Annotated in this window: 13 protein-coding genes and 1 pseudogene; 9 read left to right on the top strand and 5 right to left on the bottom strand. The window is 68.5% G+C overall.

The annotated features are described in order from the left end of the window. The first annotated feature begins 10 nt into the window (after window positions 1-10). The 7 genes from HLA91_RS11985 (at window position 11) to HLA91_RS12015 (ending at window position 6,694) form a co-directional block, all read left to right on the top strand. A complete protein-coding gene (locus HLA91_RS11985) occupies window positions 11-1,429 on the top strand; it encodes a M18 family aminopeptidase (RefSeq protein WP_170274863.1) in 1,419 nt (472 codons plus the stop codon). A gap of 136 nt (window positions 1,430-1,565) precedes the next feature. Next, a complete protein-coding gene (locus HLA91_RS11990) occupies window positions 1,566-2,444 on the top strand; it encodes a class I SAM-dependent methyltransferase (RefSeq protein WP_170274864.1) in 879 nt (292 codons plus the stop codon). Between the two features lie 212 nt (window positions 2,445-2,656). Next, window positions 2,657-3,628, top strand: coding sequence for an endonuclease domain-containing protein (locus HLA91_RS11995; RefSeq protein WP_170274865.1), 972 nt, complete (start codon window positions 2,657-2,659; stop codon window positions 3,626-3,628). 92 nt (window positions 3,629-3,720) lie between these two features. Continuing rightward, window positions 3,721-4,446 (top strand): helix-turn-helix domain-containing protein, encoded by a 726-nt coding sequence (locus HLA91_RS12000; protein WP_170274866.1) that lies wholly within the window; start codon window positions 3,721-3,723, stop codon window positions 4,444-4,446. Window positions 4,447-4,558: 112 nt separating this feature from the next. Continuing rightward, window positions 4,559-5,362: a VOC family protein gene (locus HLA91_RS12005; protein ID WP_170274867.1), complete on the top strand. Its 804-nt coding sequence runs from the start codon at window positions 4,559-4,561 to the stop codon at window positions 5,360-5,362. Between the two features lie 41 nt (window positions 5,363-5,403). Then, window positions 5,404-5,883, top strand: a complete 480-nt coding sequence (locus HLA91_RS12010) for a VOC family protein (protein ID WP_170274868.1) — start codon at window positions 5,404-5,406, stop codon at window positions 5,881-5,883. Window positions 5,884-5,926: 43 nt separating this feature from the next. Further along, entirely contained in the window at window positions 5,927-6,694 is a 768-nt protein-coding gene (locus HLA91_RS12015) for a VOC family protein (RefSeq protein ID WP_170274869.1), read from the top strand. A gap of 56 nt (window positions 6,695-6,750) precedes the next feature. On the opposite strand, the gene HLA91_RS12020 is transcribed toward HLA91_RS12015, so the two are convergent. The 3 genes from HLA91_RS12020 to HLA91_RS12030 form a co-directional block, all read right to left on the bottom strand. Beyond that, window positions 6,751-9,129: a DUF255 domain-containing protein gene (locus tag HLA91_RS12020; RefSeq protein WP_170274870.1), complete on the bottom strand. Its 2,379-nt coding sequence runs from the start codon at window positions 9,127-9,129 to the stop codon at window positions 6,751-6,753. A gap of 90 nt (window positions 9,130-9,219) precedes the next feature. Continuing rightward, on the bottom strand, window positions 9,220-10,536 hold the full coding sequence (locus HLA91_RS12025; protein WP_170274871.1) for a C45 family autoproteolytic acyltransferase/hydrolase: 1,317 nt from the start codon (window positions 10,534-10,536) through the stop codon (window positions 9,220-9,222). A gap of 108 nt (window positions 10,537-10,644) precedes the next feature. Then, entirely contained in the window at window positions 10,645-11,232 is a 588-nt protein-coding gene (locus HLA91_RS12030) for a hypothetical protein (RefSeq protein ID WP_170274872.1), read from the bottom strand. A gap of 137 nt (window positions 11,233-11,369) precedes the next feature. Here HLA91_RS12030 and HLA91_RS12035 point away from each other — a divergent pair, with 137 nt between their 5' ends. Then, window positions 11,370-12,308, top strand: a complete 939-nt coding sequence (locus tag HLA91_RS12035; RefSeq protein ID WP_170274873.1) for an ABC transporter substrate-binding protein — start codon at window positions 11,370-11,372, stop codon at window positions 12,306-12,308. Continuing rightward, window positions 12,305-12,880 (top strand): CDP-alcohol phosphatidyltransferase family protein, encoded by a 576-nt coding sequence (locus tag HLA91_RS12040; RefSeq protein ID WP_170274874.1) that lies wholly within the window; start codon window positions 12,305-12,307, stop codon window positions 12,878-12,880. Before HLA91_RS12035 ends, HLA91_RS12040 begins: the two co-directional genes overlap by 4 nt. A 168-nt stretch (window positions 12,881-13,048) precedes the next feature. Here the strand turns inward: HLA91_RS12040 and HLA91_RS12045 are convergent, their stop codons facing one another. Next, on the bottom strand, window positions 13,049-15,361 hold the full coding sequence (locus HLA91_RS12045; protein WP_170274875.1) for an immunoglobulin-like domain-containing protein: 2,313 nt from the start codon (window positions 15,359-15,361) through the stop codon (window positions 13,049-13,051). An 83-nt stretch (window positions 15,362-15,444) separates the two neighbouring features. Then, window positions 15,445-15,570 (bottom strand): annotated as a pseudogene (locus HLA91_RS12050) (IS481 family transposase); the annotation flags it as partial.

A 15,570-nucleotide genomic window follows, 5' to 3' on the forward strand; every position in this document is an offset into this window, starting at 1 on the left:
GCTACTACGTATGAGCATCACGACTGAATCTGCGCCGAGCACCGTTGCTGCCGACCTCTCCTCCTTCGTCTACGCCTCGCCGTCGTCGTTCCACGCGGCGGCCAATGTGCGCGAGCGGCTCGTCGCGGCCGGGTTCAGCGAGCTGAACGAGGCCGATGCCTGGCAGCTGCGCGCAGGCGGGAAATACGTCGTAGTGCGCGACGGCGCGGCGATCGCCTGGGTGATGCCCGAAGGCAGTGCTGGTGATAGTGCTGGGAAGGCAGGCGGCGCTGGCAAGACTGGCGGCACTGGCAAGGTGAGCGGCGCCTCGGCCCCGGTGTTCCGGGTCTTCGGCACGCACACCGACTCGCCTGCCTTCAAACTCAAGCCCAACCCGGGGTTCACGACTGAGGGTGCGCTGCAGATCGGCGTCGAGATCTACGGCGGGCCGCTGCTGAACTCGTGGCTCGACCGGGAGCTCAGCCTCGCCGGACGACTCGTGACCCGTGATGGGCAGACGGTGCTGGCGCGCACGAAGCCGATCGCCCGGATCCCGCAGCTGGCGATCCACCTCGACCGTGAGGTCAACCAGAAGCTCTCGCTCGACAAGCAGCGTCACCTGCAGCCGGTCATCGGCTTGGAGGATCTCACCGGGCTGCTGCAGGCCGCCGACGGACTGCAGAGCACTGACGTGCTTGAGGTGCTCGCCGCCTCGGCCGGGGTCAAGGCCGCGGATGTCGCCGGATTCGATGTCGTCACGATCGCCGCGCAGGAGCCGGCGACCTTCGGCCTGCATGACGAGTTCCTCGCCAGCCCCCGGCTCGACAACCTGTCCTCGGTGCATGCCGGAATGAGTGCGCTGGCGCTCATCGACCCGGCCGAGATCAGCGAGATCCCGCTGCTGGCCGCCTTCGACCATGAAGAGGTCGGCTCCAACACCCGCTCCGGCGCCTGCGGGCCGTTCCTCGCCGACGTCACCGAGCGGATCGTTGCGGCTGCTACCGGGGACGGCGATGAGGCCGGCGCTGCCGCGGCCGGCCGGGAGGCGTACTTGCGCTCAATGGCATCCTCCATATGCTTCTCCGCCGACACCGGGCACGGGGTGCACCCGAACTTCCCTGAGCGCCACGACCCGGTCAACCGGCCGCGTCTGGGAGCCGGGCCGCTGCTGAAGATCAACGCCCAGCAGCGCTACGCCACCGATGCGATCGGCACCGCCCGGTTCGCCGCCGCCTGCGATGCTGCTGACGTCACCTACCAGGAGTTCGTGTCGAACAACTCGATGCCGTGCGGTTCGACGATCGGGCCACTGACCGCGACCCGGCTGGGCATGACGACCGTCGACATCGGCATCGGGCTGTGGAGCATGCACTCGGCGCGCGAGATGTGCGCGATCACCGACGTGCACGACATGTTCCACGTCGCACACGCCTACATGCGCGGCGCCTGACGCTCCATTGTCGGCCCTGACGGTGCTCCGGTGACTGATGTGGCGGAGCAACAGTGCCTGCCCTGGCGGAGCAACAGTGCCACATATGCCGGTCAGCGCATTAGCGCCGTAGGCCGCCTGATTCTACAGTTCGACCATGGTCGACTCGCAGCACTTCACCGACGCCGCCGCTGACTACTCCCGCCTCGCTCCGCACCTGTGGGATCGCATCGGCGCAGATGCCGTCGCGGCGGCAGGCCCCCAACCCGGTGAGCGGGTTCTCGACGCGTGCTCCGGGATCGGCTCCTCAGCGCTGCCGGCCGCTGCTGCGGTCGGGGCCGATGGACGCGTCGACGCCGTCGACCTCGCGGGCGGTCTGCTCGATGTGCTGCACCAGCAGGCGAGCAAGCGTGGGCTGGGACAGGTGCGTGCACACCAAGCGGACGTGCTGGACTTCGGGCAACCAGGTGAGTACGACCTTGTGCAGTGCGTCCTCGGAATCATGTTCTTCCCGGACTTCACAGCTGGGTCGCGCCAGCTGGTCAACCGGCTGCGGCCAGGCGGGCGGCTGATGCTGTCTGTCTGGGATCACGGGGTCATGGCCGACATCGGAATGCGGGCCTTCAATTCGATCCAGCGGGTGAGAAACGAGAAGCGGCCCGACCCTGCCTACGCGAAATCTGCCCGAGAGGATGAGAGGCACGGCGGTGACGGCACCGCCGCCCACGCAGACGACGCCGGCAACGAGGCCGGACTCAGCTTCGACCAGATCGACACCCAGGACGCCTTCGGACCGTGGATGGAAGGGCTCGGCCTGATCGACGTGACCGTCACCGTGCAGGAACGGAACCTGGAGCTCGACGACGATCTCGCCTGGCTGGTGATCACCGGTTCAGGATTCCGCAGCATGTTCTCCGGGATGACCGCCGAGCAGATCGAGAAGGTCCGGTTGGACTTCCTCGCGGGCCTCCACCGCGATGGATTCACCTCGCTCAACACGAGCACACTCGTCGGAATCGGGCACCGGCCGGAGTAGATTCTCCCGGTGTGCGTTGAGTACCACATCAACGTTCGTCGAAGTGGTACTCAATGCCCATGAATCCGGCGAAACATAGTCGTTGAGTACCACATCGAGTGGACTCGATGTGGTACTCAACGTCAAGACTGAAACGAGGAGCCTCAGGCGCCGCCATCCACAGATTTGGCTTTCCCGTTCCAATCGCGATGGGAACCGATAAAGCTGTCCTCATGAGCACGCGAAACCGCTCTCAGCGTAAGAAGAGAGCGACCCTCCCACAGTTCGCCAACTACGACTTCCTCGTCCAGCGAAACCTCACCGGGTATCGACGGCGCCAACTCCTGTCCCGGTACGGCAAGGGCATCTACGACCACCCGGATGGGCCGGCAGATCTCGGCATCCCGGTTTGGGCCGGTGAGAACTGGCTGCGCACATTCGAAATGGCAACGGCACTGGCTGTCGTGGCACCCCACGCGGCTGTCTCTCACCGTTCTGCAGCGGATCTTCACGGCCTCCCGCTCCGAGGACGGCTCGACAAGCTGGAAGTGACAGTCGAACGGTCAGCAACGGTCATCAAGCGCCCATGGGTCAGCTGTCGTCAAGCCGAAACCGTCAACCACCTCACAGTTGCGACTTTCCGGCTGACCACCATTAGACAGACGCTTCTCGACCTCGCCGGTCAGCTCGGCTTCCTTGAACTCGTCCAGTGCTTCGACGCTGTGCTCGGTCGCTGGCATGGCCCGCCCCAGCTCACACCCGTTCAGCTGTCTCAACTCATCATCGGGACCCGACGCTATCCCGGCCGCAAGCTCGCCATCGCCGCACTCCACCGCGCCCGGCCCGGAGTCGACTCGCCGCAGGAGACCCGCGTGCGCCTCAGCCTCGTCGACGCCGGCCTGCCCGAACCCGAGGTCTCTGTCAGCGTCGAGAATCCCGCCACCGGCTATTACTTCCTGCTCGATATGGCCTACCGGCGTGAGAAGATCGCAGTCGAATACGACGGTGACCATCACCGTGACGACGAAGTCCAGTACAACCGCGACATCGCCCGACTGCAGACGCTCGAGCAGCTCGGCTGGACGGTCATCCGGGTCACTCGCCGCAGCGATATGAGCCGGGTCGTCCACGACGTTCGCGCCGCACTCATCCGCCGGCGCCAGAAGTCCCCCGCCGGCCCCGCTCAGGCGGACCGCGCCAGCTGAACCCCAGCGGCCCCGACCACCTGACCGCCCGGCCACCCCGCCATCCGAATCCACCAGTGACAAGCACCCGCCCACGGAGTACTGTCACAGATGTGAGCACCGACACGGCAATGCGCGCCGCAGCCTTCGCCATGGAGCACCTTGCGGAGGACATCAGCGTTGCCGACATCGCCGACCACCTCGGCTACAGTCCCTTCCACTTCAACCGCATGTTCGCCGCCGCCACGCACACCCCGCCTGGCCGGTTCCTCGCCGCGCTGCGCTTCCACGCCGCGAAAAACCTGCTGCTGACCGGCGATGACGCCGTCGTCGACGTGTGCACGCAGGTCGGCTTCACCTCGGTGTCGTCGTTCACCCGCCGGTTCCGCGAGGCCGTCGGCACCAGCCCGGCGGCCTTCCGCACGCTCGCCGACCAGGTCGCCGACCGCTCGCCGGCCCCGTTCTCCATCGGCGACCCGAAGGCCGCGCACGTCACCATCGACATCGAGAGCCCGCCGTCCGGGCTGCGCCTGCCGCCGCTCATGTGGATCGGCTGGTTCCCAAAGCCCGCACCCATCGGGCTGCCGCTGGCCGGTGTGCTGTGCCGCGGTCAGCAGCGCATCCGCCTGCCGCTGTGCGCCGGCGCCCCGTGGCTACTCGGTTTCAGTGTCGATGCCGCCGCCGAGGTGGTCGACCACCTGGCACCAGCGGCTCCCGTCGTCGCCATCCACCAGCAACCGGTGACCACAGCCCAGCACATCACGCTGAGCTTCGGCCCGGCCCCGCAGCCGTCGGTCCCCATGCTGGCAGCCCTGCCGGCTCTGGCTCCATCGCACTGATCCTCCGCTGACCGGCAAGACCGCAAAAACGGATACACATCACCGCACCGAGCCGCCATAGATTGGCATCACCCGGCCGTGACCGATGGCCCTACTGCGATTGGATTGCATCATGTCACCTCAATACCGCACCGGCGCTCCCTGCTGGCTCGACCTCGGAACCCGTGACCTCAACGGCTCCCTCGACTTCTACCGCGAGCTCTTCGGCTGGGAGTTCAACGACCTCGGCGCCGAGATGAATCACTACCACCTCATCACCGCAGATGGCAGCACCGTCGGCGGGCTGATGGATGTCTCCGGCATGACCTGCCCGGAAGGCGGTGAGATCCCCACGCGATTCGACGTCTACCTCCACACCGACGACCTCGCCTCGACAGTCGCGAGGGCCCGCGAGCGCGGCACCGTGTACATCGACAATGACCAGGCAGGCGATGCCGGTTCGATGTCCGTCATGGCCGACCCTTCCGGCGCGGGCCTCAACGCGTGGCAGCCGAATCAGATGACCGGCTTCGAGCTGCCGCTCACACACGGCACGCCGGTGTGGTTCGAATGCCGCAGCACCGACTTCGATGCCTCGGCTGACTTCTACCGCGAGGTCTTCGACTGGTCCGTCGTGGAGATGGACAGCGCGCCGGAGGGCACCCCGCGCTATGCCACCAACGGCTCGGTCACCGGGACGCTGCCCGACGGCACCCAGTGCGAAGCCGTCTGCGGACTCGTCGACGCCGCCGCCATGCCACCGGAGTTCCAGGAGTCGACGTGGTCGATCTTCTTCGGCACGAAGGACCTCGACGCCTCACTCGAGACCGCCAACCGCCTCGGTGCCACCACCGGCGAGGTCGGCCAGTCGCCGTTCGGCCGCTTCTGCCAGGTCACCGACCCGCAGGGTGCCGCCTTCATGCTCAACGAACTGTGACCAGCCCGGCCGCAGCCACCCCATCACAGTACGGAAATGCCATGACCTCCACCCTCCCGATCAGCCCATGCCTGTGGTTCGACTCGAATGCCAGGGAGGCGATGGAGTACTACGTCAGCGTCTTCCCCAACTCACGCATCGTCTCCATCGCCGAATACCCCGATGAGTCCCTCAGTGAGCACTTCGCCGGCATGCAGGGCAAAGTGCTCACTGGGGAGTTCATCCTCAACGGGGTCTCGTTCATCTGCCTCGACGGCGGCCCGCTGTTCACGTTCTCCGAGGCGACCTCTTTCACTGTCCAGTGCAAAGACCAGGACGAAATCGACTACTACTGGAAGGCACTGTCGCATGTACCCGAATCCGAGCAGTGCGGTTGGTGCAAAGACCGGTTCGGGCTCAGCTGGCAGATCGTGCCGGCGAACATGTCCGACCTCCTCCGCACCGATGCGCAGATCCAGACGATGATGCAGATGCACAAGCTCGACATCAGCGCCCTCGAAACCGCAGGTCAGGGCGTGTGAAAGGACTGTCCATGACTGCTGATTTCCGATCCGGTGCACCCTGTTGGCTCGACCTCGGCTCACCGGACCCCGACCGCTCGCAGGATACTACCACCGTCTCTTCGGCTGGGAGTTCGCGGCTCCAGCCGGGCCGGATGAGTTCTCCACCATCACCTCTGCTGGCCACACCGTCGGCGGTTTCGTCGGCACCCGCGGGATGACCGATCCAGCCGGCCAGCCATGGCCGAGCAGCTTCGGGGTGTATCTGCGCTCCGACGACCTCACGCGCACCGCCGAGCGCGCCCGGGCTGCCGGCACACAGCCGCACGAAGCTCCGAGCCCAGTCAAGACCGGCGCGCTCATCTTCGTCGACGATCCCGGCGGCGCGACAGTCAACGTATGGCAGCCGGGCACCATCACCGGATTCGACCTGCCGCATGCGCCCGGCACCCCGGCATGGTTCGAGTGCCGCAGCACCGCCTTCGACGCCGCCGCAGAGTTCTACCGCGATGTCTTCGACTGGGCGCTCGTCGATCGCACCGGCACCGTCCATGACGGTACCCGGTATGTCACCAACGGCTCACCGACCGGAACCTTGGACGACGGCACACCCTGTCCGGTGGTGTGCGGGCTCGCCGATGCCGCGACGATGCCGGACCCTGAGCAGTCCTCCCGCTGGCTCATCTACTTCCACACCCCGGAGGTCGCCGCCGGCTGCGAGGCAGCCGAGCGCCTCGGCGCCACAATCGGATCGACCGGCCGCACGCCGTTCGGGGTGTTCGCCCCTGTCACCGACCCGTGTGGGGCGGAGTTCGTACTCAACGGGCAGTGACCGGCCGCCTCGGCTTCGGTACCGTTCCCGAGGCGGTGGTCGCCTCCCCACTCAGCTCAGCTGCGCGGCGGGGAGAGCCGGTCGAGCTGCCGGGTGAGCGCCTGCTCGTCTACCAGCGGCGGCAGGCAGATCGCATCCCGGCAGACGGTCGCTCCTGATTCGGGCACGGATCCGCCGGGACCTTCTGCTGCGATCTCGACGACGGCGACGAGCGGATAGCGGGCAGCACGCTCAGCGAGCGTGCGGCTGGCGGTCGTGACGTGCACCATCCGGGATTCGAGGAGTTCGGACAGGTACAGCGCCCAGCCACAGCCGCGCGGGGCCTCCTGGATGAGCGGACGGTAGACGCTCAGCAGCCCGTAGACGATGTCGCTGGCCTCAGCGCCGAGCTCTGCGGCGCTGCGCGGCCGCAGCTTCACACCGGTCTCGGCCTGGTCGCCGCGCGTGCCGCCCACGGAGTGCTCGCCGTCGTTGAACCGGTCGCCGGAGCGGCCGACGTCACTGTAGCGGCCGCCGCCTGTGCCGTCCCCAGTGCTGCTGCCACCGCCGTAGCGATCCCCGTCAGCGTCGCGATCGTTGCTGTCACCGGACTCTCCGGCGCCGGGTTCCCGCCAGCCGATGGCCGGGACGATGAGTTCGGCCAGCAACAGGAACAGCTCCGCTGCTGCGGTGCGGCCTGCCGGGGTGACGTTGTCGACCGGGTCGGAGGTGCTGATGCCGATGACCGGGTCAGTGCCGTCAGTGCAGCGCATCGGCTCGCTGTTCGTGTCGATGAAGTGGGAGCGGATGTGCCGGGCTGCAGCGACGGCGATGCCGAGGTTGTCGCCGACTTCGTGGCGGCGACCGGCATCGAGGAGCTCGAGTGCGATCGCGGCCCGGCCCACACCTGCCCAGTCGGCCAGCCCGCCGGCATTGTCCCCCGGCTTCCCGGCAGAAGAGCTGCGCGGCAGCCGACCGGCCGGCAGGTCGGCGGTGGCCAGCAGGGCAGCGAACACCTCGCGCGCGGTGTCAGCATAGTCAGGTTCAGCGAAGACGAGCGAGGCCTCGGCCAGGGCCGTGACGGCGAGCGCGTCCCACTCGGTGACCGTCTTGTCATCGACGTGCGGGAAAGCACGGTCGGCGCGCATGTCAAGGAGCAGCTGACGGTCGGCGGCGACTTGTTCGCCTTCCCACGGTGGGGTCTGGTCAGCCTGGCCGTCGGTCAGCCAGTCGAGGATCGCCGGGGCGGTGACGACGCTGCGGCCTTCAACATTGCCGGCGGCAGTGAAGAGGCTGCCGGTGGGGAAGGCGTCCTGCATGTCGGCAGCGGCGACGGTGTAGTAGGCGCCTTCGACTGACCGGCCGTGGTCGTCGAGCGAATCGGCGTCGATGGCTGCGGCGAAGGTGCCCTCAGGTGTCAGTGTGGTGCGCAGATAGGCGATGGTCTCGCGGGCTTCGCGGGCGGCCAGCGCCGCGTACCGGGAGGCTGCCTGCGCACCGGCTCCTCCCCCGCCGGCCAGCCACTGCTCGAGCCGGAACCAGGCGGTGGTCGCACGGATGTACAGGGCGTTGTCGTAGAGCATCTTCTCGAAGTGCGGCACATGCCACTGGCCGTCGACACTGTAGCGGGCGATGCCGCCTTCGACCTGATCGCGCATCCCGCCGGCGGCGATGTGGGACATGGTCGTGCGCACCATGCGCAGCGCCCGCGCCCCACTCCCAGCATCAGCCCCGCTGCCGGAATCGCCACCGCCGCCAGCGTCTTCAACCCCGACCCGCGCGATGTGGGTGATGAGCTGGATGACCGTCATGAGCGGCGGGAACTTCGGGGCGGGTCCGAATCCGCCGGTGCGCGCATCGAAGGACCCTTCGAGCATCTCGACGGCGGCGGTGAGCTCCTCGGCGCCGGGCACCTCGGCGGCGGTGCCGGCAGGCAGGCTCGCGGCGACCTTCTCATGCACCGCGGCCAGCGCATCGGTCAGGTGGGAGGCGATCCCGTCGACGCGCTCGCGCTCGGTCCGCCACGTCTCAGTCACCGCCGAGAGCACCTGCCGGAAGGCCGGCTGGCCGGGCCGGGGCCGCGGCGGGAAGTAGGTGCCGGTGAAGAAGGGCCGGCCGTCGTGGTCGACGATGACGGTCATCGGCCAGCCGCCGGCCCCGCGCATCGCCTGCAGTGCGTCCATATAGTAGGCGTCGACGGTCGGCAGCTCCTCGCGGTCGACCTTGATGCTGACGTAGTCGGCGTTGAGCTGAGCGGCAGTCTCCGCGTCGGCAAACGATTCGGCGGCCATGACATGGCACCAGTGGCAGGTCGAGTACCCGATCGAGACGAGCACCGGCACATCGCGGGACCGGGCCTCATCGAAGGCCTCGGCACACCACGGCCACCAGTCGACGGGATTGTCGGCGTGCTGGCGCAGGTACGGACTGCTGGCATCGCGGAGTCTGTTGGCCACAGCGGGCGTCCTTCCCTTCTCCGGCCGGTCACGGCCGGTCGCCGGGACTGCGGCGTCCCGGAGCTTCAGTGTCTCACGGCGGTCTGCCGCTCACCTGACCTCGAAGGTCTCCCGGCGTGCGCCCTCGGCCGGTCCCGAGGCGCCGGGTGCGTCGGTGCCGAACAGCTCGCGGGGGCTGCCCGGGGACATCCGGATGGTGCCGGCGTTCGGATCGATGGCGACGGTGACGAGAGTGGCGGTGCGCCGCCCGAACGGCGCGTGCGCATCCGCGCTCGTGCACACCGGGGCGTCGCCGGTGCCGGTGCACATGAGGGCCAGCAGATCGTCGGCACCCGGGTGCGGTCCGCCCTCGGCTGAGGACGTGACGGCGAAGCCGCGCAGCCTCTCGTCGAGCAGGCTGATGCGCTCCTCGGAGCGGCTCGTCGCCGACAGCGGCAGGGCGCCGTCCTGCTGGTCAGGCGCGATGAAGTGGTTGGTGTGGATGAGGAATCCTCCACTGGCCGCGATCCCCCGGTCCCCGCCGCCGGGCCCGTGCGGGAAGCCTCCGGAGTTCGGGGCAGGGGTGCCGGGGCCGATCGGCTCGCCGCCGAGGGCGACGACCTCGCTGTCGTGGCGCAGCCGGGACGTGCCGTGCGGGCTGATCTCGACCATGACGGCGTCATCGCAGCCGACGACGGTGATGACCGAGGACGAGGTGGTGTGGGCGGAGTCGATGATGTCGAGGGCCTCCTCGACGCTGCGCGCCCGGTCGAGTACCCCGGCGAGCAGCGCGTGGACGGGCACCCCGCCGGCTGCGTCGTCGCGGTTCTTGAGGATGTTGAGCATCACCCCGACGCCGGCGGAGTTGAGCCCGATCTTGCCGAGCATCCCGTACTCGGCGAATCCCGCATGCGACAGGCCCGGTTCCCCGCATGGGCTGACCTGCTGGTAGTGCCAGTATTCGGCGAACTCGGCGTGCCAGTCCCAGGTCTGCACACCGACGGTGCGGCCGGGTGCGGCGTAGGCGATCGTCGAGCACTCCGGGGTCGGTTCGACGGCCAGGGTGAGGATCTCGGTGCGGGCGGCGACCAGGCCCACATGCCACAGCTCCAGCGGCTGACCGTCGAACGTCGCGCCGGCCGCGGCGGCGCCGGCGGCCACCCCGCGCAGCTCCTCGACCTGACGGGGATCCCACGCTTCGAGCGCGGTGAGCGAGGCTTCGGCGGCATCGCGCTGGGACTGGGGCGGGATCTGCCCTGCGGTGAAGAGGGCCGAATACCCGGCCGCGGCGCGGGCGATGTCCCCGGCGGCGGCCTGCCCGCGCGCATAGCCCCGGTCCCGAGGCGTGTCTCCGGTGATCATGAGCGTGGCAGGCTCGACGTCGCCGGGTGGAGTCAGGGGTTCGGTGAAGGGCTGGGAGGCGTCCATAGGCTCATGGTTCCAGCGGGCGTCGAGCCTGGTCAAGGGTGCGTCTCAGCTGCAGTGCGGCGGCCCCTCGGGCCGCCATGCGCCCGCAGCCGTGTCCGCGCGGCCGATTCAGGAGCGGGTGATGACGAGCTGGCGGGCGCGCTGTCCGCTGGTGTCGTCGAAGCGGGCGGAGACGGTCCAGTCGCCGGCTGCGGTGTCGTGGTCATCGGAGTCGGCATGCGCATTGGCCCATTCGCGGATCGCGTCCCAGTCCATGCCGGCGTACCGGCCGGGTTCGACTGCCTGGCCGAGTTCGCGCAGCAGGGTGTCGTAGTGCGGGTGCAGGGCGGTCTGCGATCCGGTCTCGCGCACCTCGGCCTCCAGCTCGTCCTCACTCAGGCTCACCGTGTAGTCGACACCGGCTTCGGTGCGCGTGCACGTCTCGCTGCTGCAGGTGTATCCGGCTGCGCTGAGTCCGGAGACCGACTGGGTGACATCGACCGCCTCGGCATCGTCACCCGCACCTGCATCGTCACCCGCATCGGCAGCACTCGTCTGTCCGGCGGTCCCTGCCGACTGCCCGGTATGCCCGGGCTGCCCGGTCGTCCCGCCGTCCCCGCAGGCAGCCAGCCCGGTCAGGCTCAGCACCCCGATCACAGCGGCTGTCATCTTCCAGGCGGCAGGTGCGGGCAGGCGGCGGAAGTCGATGCGTCGCATTCGGCCAGTCTGGCGTCGGCCCCCTGCCGGGTTGCGGCCAGCGCGCGTCCATCTCCCCTCGCTACACTCGATGCCGAAGCCCTCCCGGCAGCCACCCGCCCCCACCCTCCCGGCACGAAAGGACAGGTGCCCAGACCATGGCCCCACTGCCTCGGCGGCGGTTCCTGACCGCAGCCGGACTCACCGCCTCGGCGGCGGCTGGGGCTCTGCTGTCCGGGTGCGGGCTCACCGAGCCGATCATCCGGGCTCCGCAGGAGGAGAAGCCGGAGCCGGGCACGCTGGTGCGGGTGGGTTCGCAGTCGTACTACTCGAACATCGTCATCGCCGAGATCTTCGCCCAGGTGCTCGAAGGTGCCGGCGCCGAGGTGGAGCGGAAGTTCGAGCTGGGTCAGCGGGAGGACTACCTGCCGCAGTTCATGGCCGGGGGGCTCGAGGTGTTCCCGGAGTACGGCGGGCATCTGCTGCAGTACTTCAAGCCCGATATCCGCGAGGTCGACACCGCCCAGATCCAGCTGGCGCTGCAGTCGGCGCTGCCGACGAACATGCGTGTGCTCGCCCCCGCCGAGGCGGCTGACCATGAGTGCTTCGTCATCCGCCGCAACTACGGGCAGGAGCACCGGCTCGTCGACATCGGCGAGCTGCGCGGGGTCGATGAGCCGGTGGCAATCGCGGCGGGAGCACATGTGCGCCACCGCCCGTACGGTCCGCGCGGGCTGGAGGACGCCTACGGGGTCACGGCCGAGTACATCGACACGATCCCCGGTGACACGCTGGCCGCCCGCGATATGCTCACCGCCGGCGAGGTGCCGGTCGCGCTCATCCCGGCCGCCGATCCTGCGCTTGAGAGCGACGAGCTGCAGGTGCTGGGCGATCCGCGCAAACTCGTCCTCGCCCAGCTCGTCACCCCGCTGGTGGTGCCGAGTCTGCACCCGTTCTTCACCGAGGCGCTGGCCCGAGCGGCGCTGCGCCTCGACATCGCCGAGCTCCAGCAGCTCAATCGGCGCAGCCACTACGGCACCCGCAAGGCTGCGCCGATCGCCCGCGACTGGCTAGCCGAGAAAGACCTGGCCTCATGAGACCTGCCCGCCGCGAAGTGCTCACGCTGCCCAACGTCATCTCGGTCATCCGGCTGGTGGTGCTCGTACCGATCGTCATCTGGCTCATGCGCGAACCCGACGACCGGATCCTCGCGACGATCGCGCTGGCGATGTTCGGGGCAACGGACTGGATCGACGGATTCATCGCCCGCCGCTGGAACATGGCCTCCCGCGTCGGCGCGGTCCTCGACCCGGTCGCCGACCGCCTGGGCATCGCGTTCATCTGCGCGGCGATGACGCTCTTCGGGATCCTGCCGGTGTGGATGCTGCTCGTCATCGTGCTCACGGACTTCGGCCTCGGCATCGTCGGCGCGACCCGCATGCACGCCACGCAGGACTCGCACGTCACCTGGCTGGGCAAGATCCGCACCGCGCTCATCATGACCGGGCTGCCGCTGCTGCTGCTCGGCAGCGCCCCGACGCTGGCCGCCACCCCGATCGAGACGATCGCGCTCGGGCTGCTGAGCACCGGCGTCATCCTCCACCTCGCCGCCGGCATCCACTACGCACTCATGCTCATCCGGATCGGTCGGCAGCGTCCCGCGGTCTGAGTTCCGGGCCCGAGGCGGTGGGCACCGCTCCCGAGGCGGTTGCCGGGTACGTGTCCTGACAGCAGAACGCGGCCGCACCGGTCGGTGCGGCCGCGTCCCTGCCTGCCGTGGCCGAGGTGGTGGCTCAGGCTGGCGTCTGCCTGGTCATCAGGTCAGGTTCGCTGATCATCAGGTCAGGTTCGTCCTGCGCCGGGCGAGGACGAAGACTCCGGCGCCGAGTGCGACGAGTCCGCCGCCAGCGGCGAGCGCCCAGGTGATGTCGCTGCCGGTGCGCGGCAGCTCACGGCCGTCGGAGTCGCGGTTGCGGTCCTCGCGCGTGCCGTCACCCTCCCGGTCACCGCCGCCCTGGCCGTCATCGTCGCGGCCGTCATCGTCCCGGCCGTCGTCTGATCCGTCGTCATCGCCATCATCTGCTGCGACGACGGTGAACCGGCCGGTCAGATCGTCTCCGCCTGCGCAGCGGACGGTGACGTCGTAGCTGCCGACGTAGGCCTCCGGGGCCTCGGCGTTCTCGCCGTAGACGGTGAACGCTGCCGCGCCGGTCTCGTCGGCGGTCGCCGTGTCGGTGAACGCGGTGACGCCCGAGCCCTCCGGTTCGACGGTGACGGTTGCGGTGCTGCCCGGTGTGCAGCCGCGGGCGACGATCTCGACGGCACCGTCGGTGACGAAGTCGGCGGCGGTGATCGTCTCAGGGGTGACGGTCAGTTCGCGCACGCTGTCAGTCGGGTCCTCGGTCGGGTCGGTGGGATCTTCGCTCGGGTCACTCGGGTCATCCGAGGGGCCCGTCGGGTCGTCCGTCGGCTTCTCGGTGGGGTCGTCCGTCGGCTCACCGGTGGGATCGTCCGTCGGCTCACCGGTGGGATCGTCCGTCGGCTTCTCGGTCGGATCGTCGCCGGCGGCCACGGTGATCGTGCGGGTGGCTGTGGCCTCATTGCCCGAGGAGTCGGTGACCGTGTAGGTCAGCTCGTAGTCGCCCGGGGTCGAGGTGTCGACGTCACCGGTGACGGTGATGTCGCCGGCGGTGACGTCGCTGCAGGCGTCGGAGACTTCGACACCGGCCATCGGATCGAAGTCGGCGCCGAGGCGGACGGTCGTGTCGCCCGGGTGGGTGATCGTCGGAGCTGACTTGTCCTTGACGAGTTCGACCTTGTCGACCTGGTCGCCGGTGTGCGTCATCGTCGTCGAGGTGATCGAGCATTCCTTGACGTCGACGTTGGTGAACTGCGGGGTGTAGTTCTGGCTGTTCGTGTACTTCCACGGCACCAGTCCGTCCGGCACGAGCTCGTAGTACTTCGACCCGGAGGAGGAGTTCGCGGTGATATAGATGACCTGGCCGTCCTTCGGATAGACGACGTCGTGGCCGTCGTCCGGGTTGGTGTCCGGGGTAGCCGCGTAGCCGGCACCCTCAGCACCTGCCCCGTCGCCTTCGGGCAGCACCGGTGTGGTGCCGTCCATGAGGTGGGTGCGGGTGTAGCTGTGGTCGTGTCCGGCGAGCACGAGGTCGATGTCGAGGTCCTTGACGATTGGGGCGATGCCCTCGCGCAGACCCTTGGTCGTCAGCGACTGCGAGTGGGTTGCACCGGAGGAGAAGATCGAGCGGTGGAACGTCAGCACCGTCCAGTGGGTGTCGTGGGACTGCTCGGCGATGATCTGCTCGAGGTAGGCGCGGTAGTCGTCGTAGCGGCCGCGGTCCTCGGTGCTGATGTTGAGGTGCAGGACGCCGTTGTACTTGAACCAGTAGGTGCCCTTGCTCGGGTCGCCGTCCCACATGTTCGGCTGGTGGAAGTGCTGGCCGTAGAGTTCCTGGATCTTCGTGCGGTTGTAGTCGTGGTTGCCCAGGGTCTGTGCTGAGGCCTGGGTGCGCATCTGCTTCGGATCCAGGTAGGCGCGGTATTCGCCTGCGTCACCGGCGTAGGTCTGCACCTGGTCGCCAGCGGAGTACATGAACTGGGCGTTCGGGTACATCTCGTTGGCGGCATCGAGGGTGGCCTGCCAGCCGGCGCGGTCCTTCTCGACGTTGCCCGAGGCGCCGATCTGGGCGTCGCCCATGAACGTGAACTCGTGTTCAAGCGTGTCCTCGTAGACGCGGAACTGCTCGATGTCGGTCCAGCCGCCGGCCTCGGAGCCCACCCGGTAGGAGTAGGTGCCCGGCTTGAGCCCGGTCAGGGTGGCGTGGACGTACTCCTCACCGGCGACTGCGCTGGTGCCGCGGGTGACCGGGGCGACGGTCTGCGCGTCGGCGGGCATCTCGGTGTGCTCACCCGGCGCGAACTGCACGGACTCATCGACACCGGAGGTGGTGAACCAGGAGATGTAGCGTTCGCTGGGGTCGGAGCCGATGCCCAGCAGCAGCGAGTGGTGCACCGGCTTCTCCTCCGGTGCGCTCAGGCTCAGGTCGGCGACGTCGAGGTAGATGTCGGAGCTGGTGGCCCGGCCCTGGTGGAGCTGGACGGCGATGGTGTTCTCACCGGCGGTGAGCACATCGGCGTCGACGTCGATGCGGCCGGTCTTCGGCGCCGAGGAGTTCGAGCCGCCGTAGACGAGGTTGCGCCCCTCGCCGTCGGCTAGGTGTAGTTCCCCGTGAGGTTGTGAACGCGGTCGGCTGGGGTGAGGCCTCCGATAGCGGTGTGGGCTCGATGCTGATTGTAGTCGTGGAGGAACGTCTCGTAGGCGGCTTCCCGCTCGGCTTC

The sequence above is a fragment of the Brevibacterium luteolum genome (genome assembly GCF_013004595.1).
Lineage (GTDB): Bacteria > Actinomycetota > Actinomycetes > Actinomycetales > Brevibacteriaceae > Brevibacterium > Brevibacterium luteolum.

What these genes read in the sequence shown, in the direction of transcription:
- HLA91_RS11985 (WP_170274863.1), top strand. Translation starts at nt 11, where the DNA reads ATGAGCATCACGACTGAATCTGCGCCGAGCACCGTTGCTGCCGACCTC.
- HLA91_RS12035 (WP_170274873.1), top strand. Translation starts at nt 11,370, where the DNA reads ATGGCCCCACTGCCTCGGCGGCGGTTCCTGACCGCAGCCGGACTCACC.
- HLA91_RS11995 (WP_170274865.1), top strand. Translation starts at nt 2,657, where the DNA reads ATGAGCACGCGAAACCGCTCTCAGCGTAAGAAGAGAGCGACCCTCCCA.
- HLA91_RS12025 (WP_170274871.1), bottom strand. Translation starts at nt 10,536, where the DNA reads ATGGACGCCTCCCAGCCCTTCACCGAACCCCTGACTCCACCCGGCGAC.
- HLA91_RS12005 (WP_170274867.1), top strand. Translation starts at nt 4,559, where the DNA reads ATGTCACCTCAATACCGCACCGGCGCTCCCTGCTGGCTCGACCTCGGA.
- HLA91_RS12030 (WP_170274872.1), bottom strand. Translation starts at nt 11,232, where the DNA reads ATGCGACGCATCGACTTCCGCCGCCTGCCCGCACCTGCCGCCTGGAAG.
- HLA91_RS12010 (WP_170274868.1), top strand. Translation starts at nt 5,404, where the DNA reads ATGACCTCCACCCTCCCGATCAGCCCATGCCTGTGGTTCGACTCGAAT.
- HLA91_RS12040 (WP_170274874.1), top strand. Translation starts at nt 12,305, where the DNA reads ATGAGACCTGCCCGCCGCGAAGTGCTCACGCTGCCCAACGTCATCTCG.
- HLA91_RS11990 (WP_170274864.1), top strand. Translation starts at nt 1,566, where the DNA reads ATGGTCGACTCGCAGCACTTCACCGACGCCGCCGCTGACTACTCCCGC.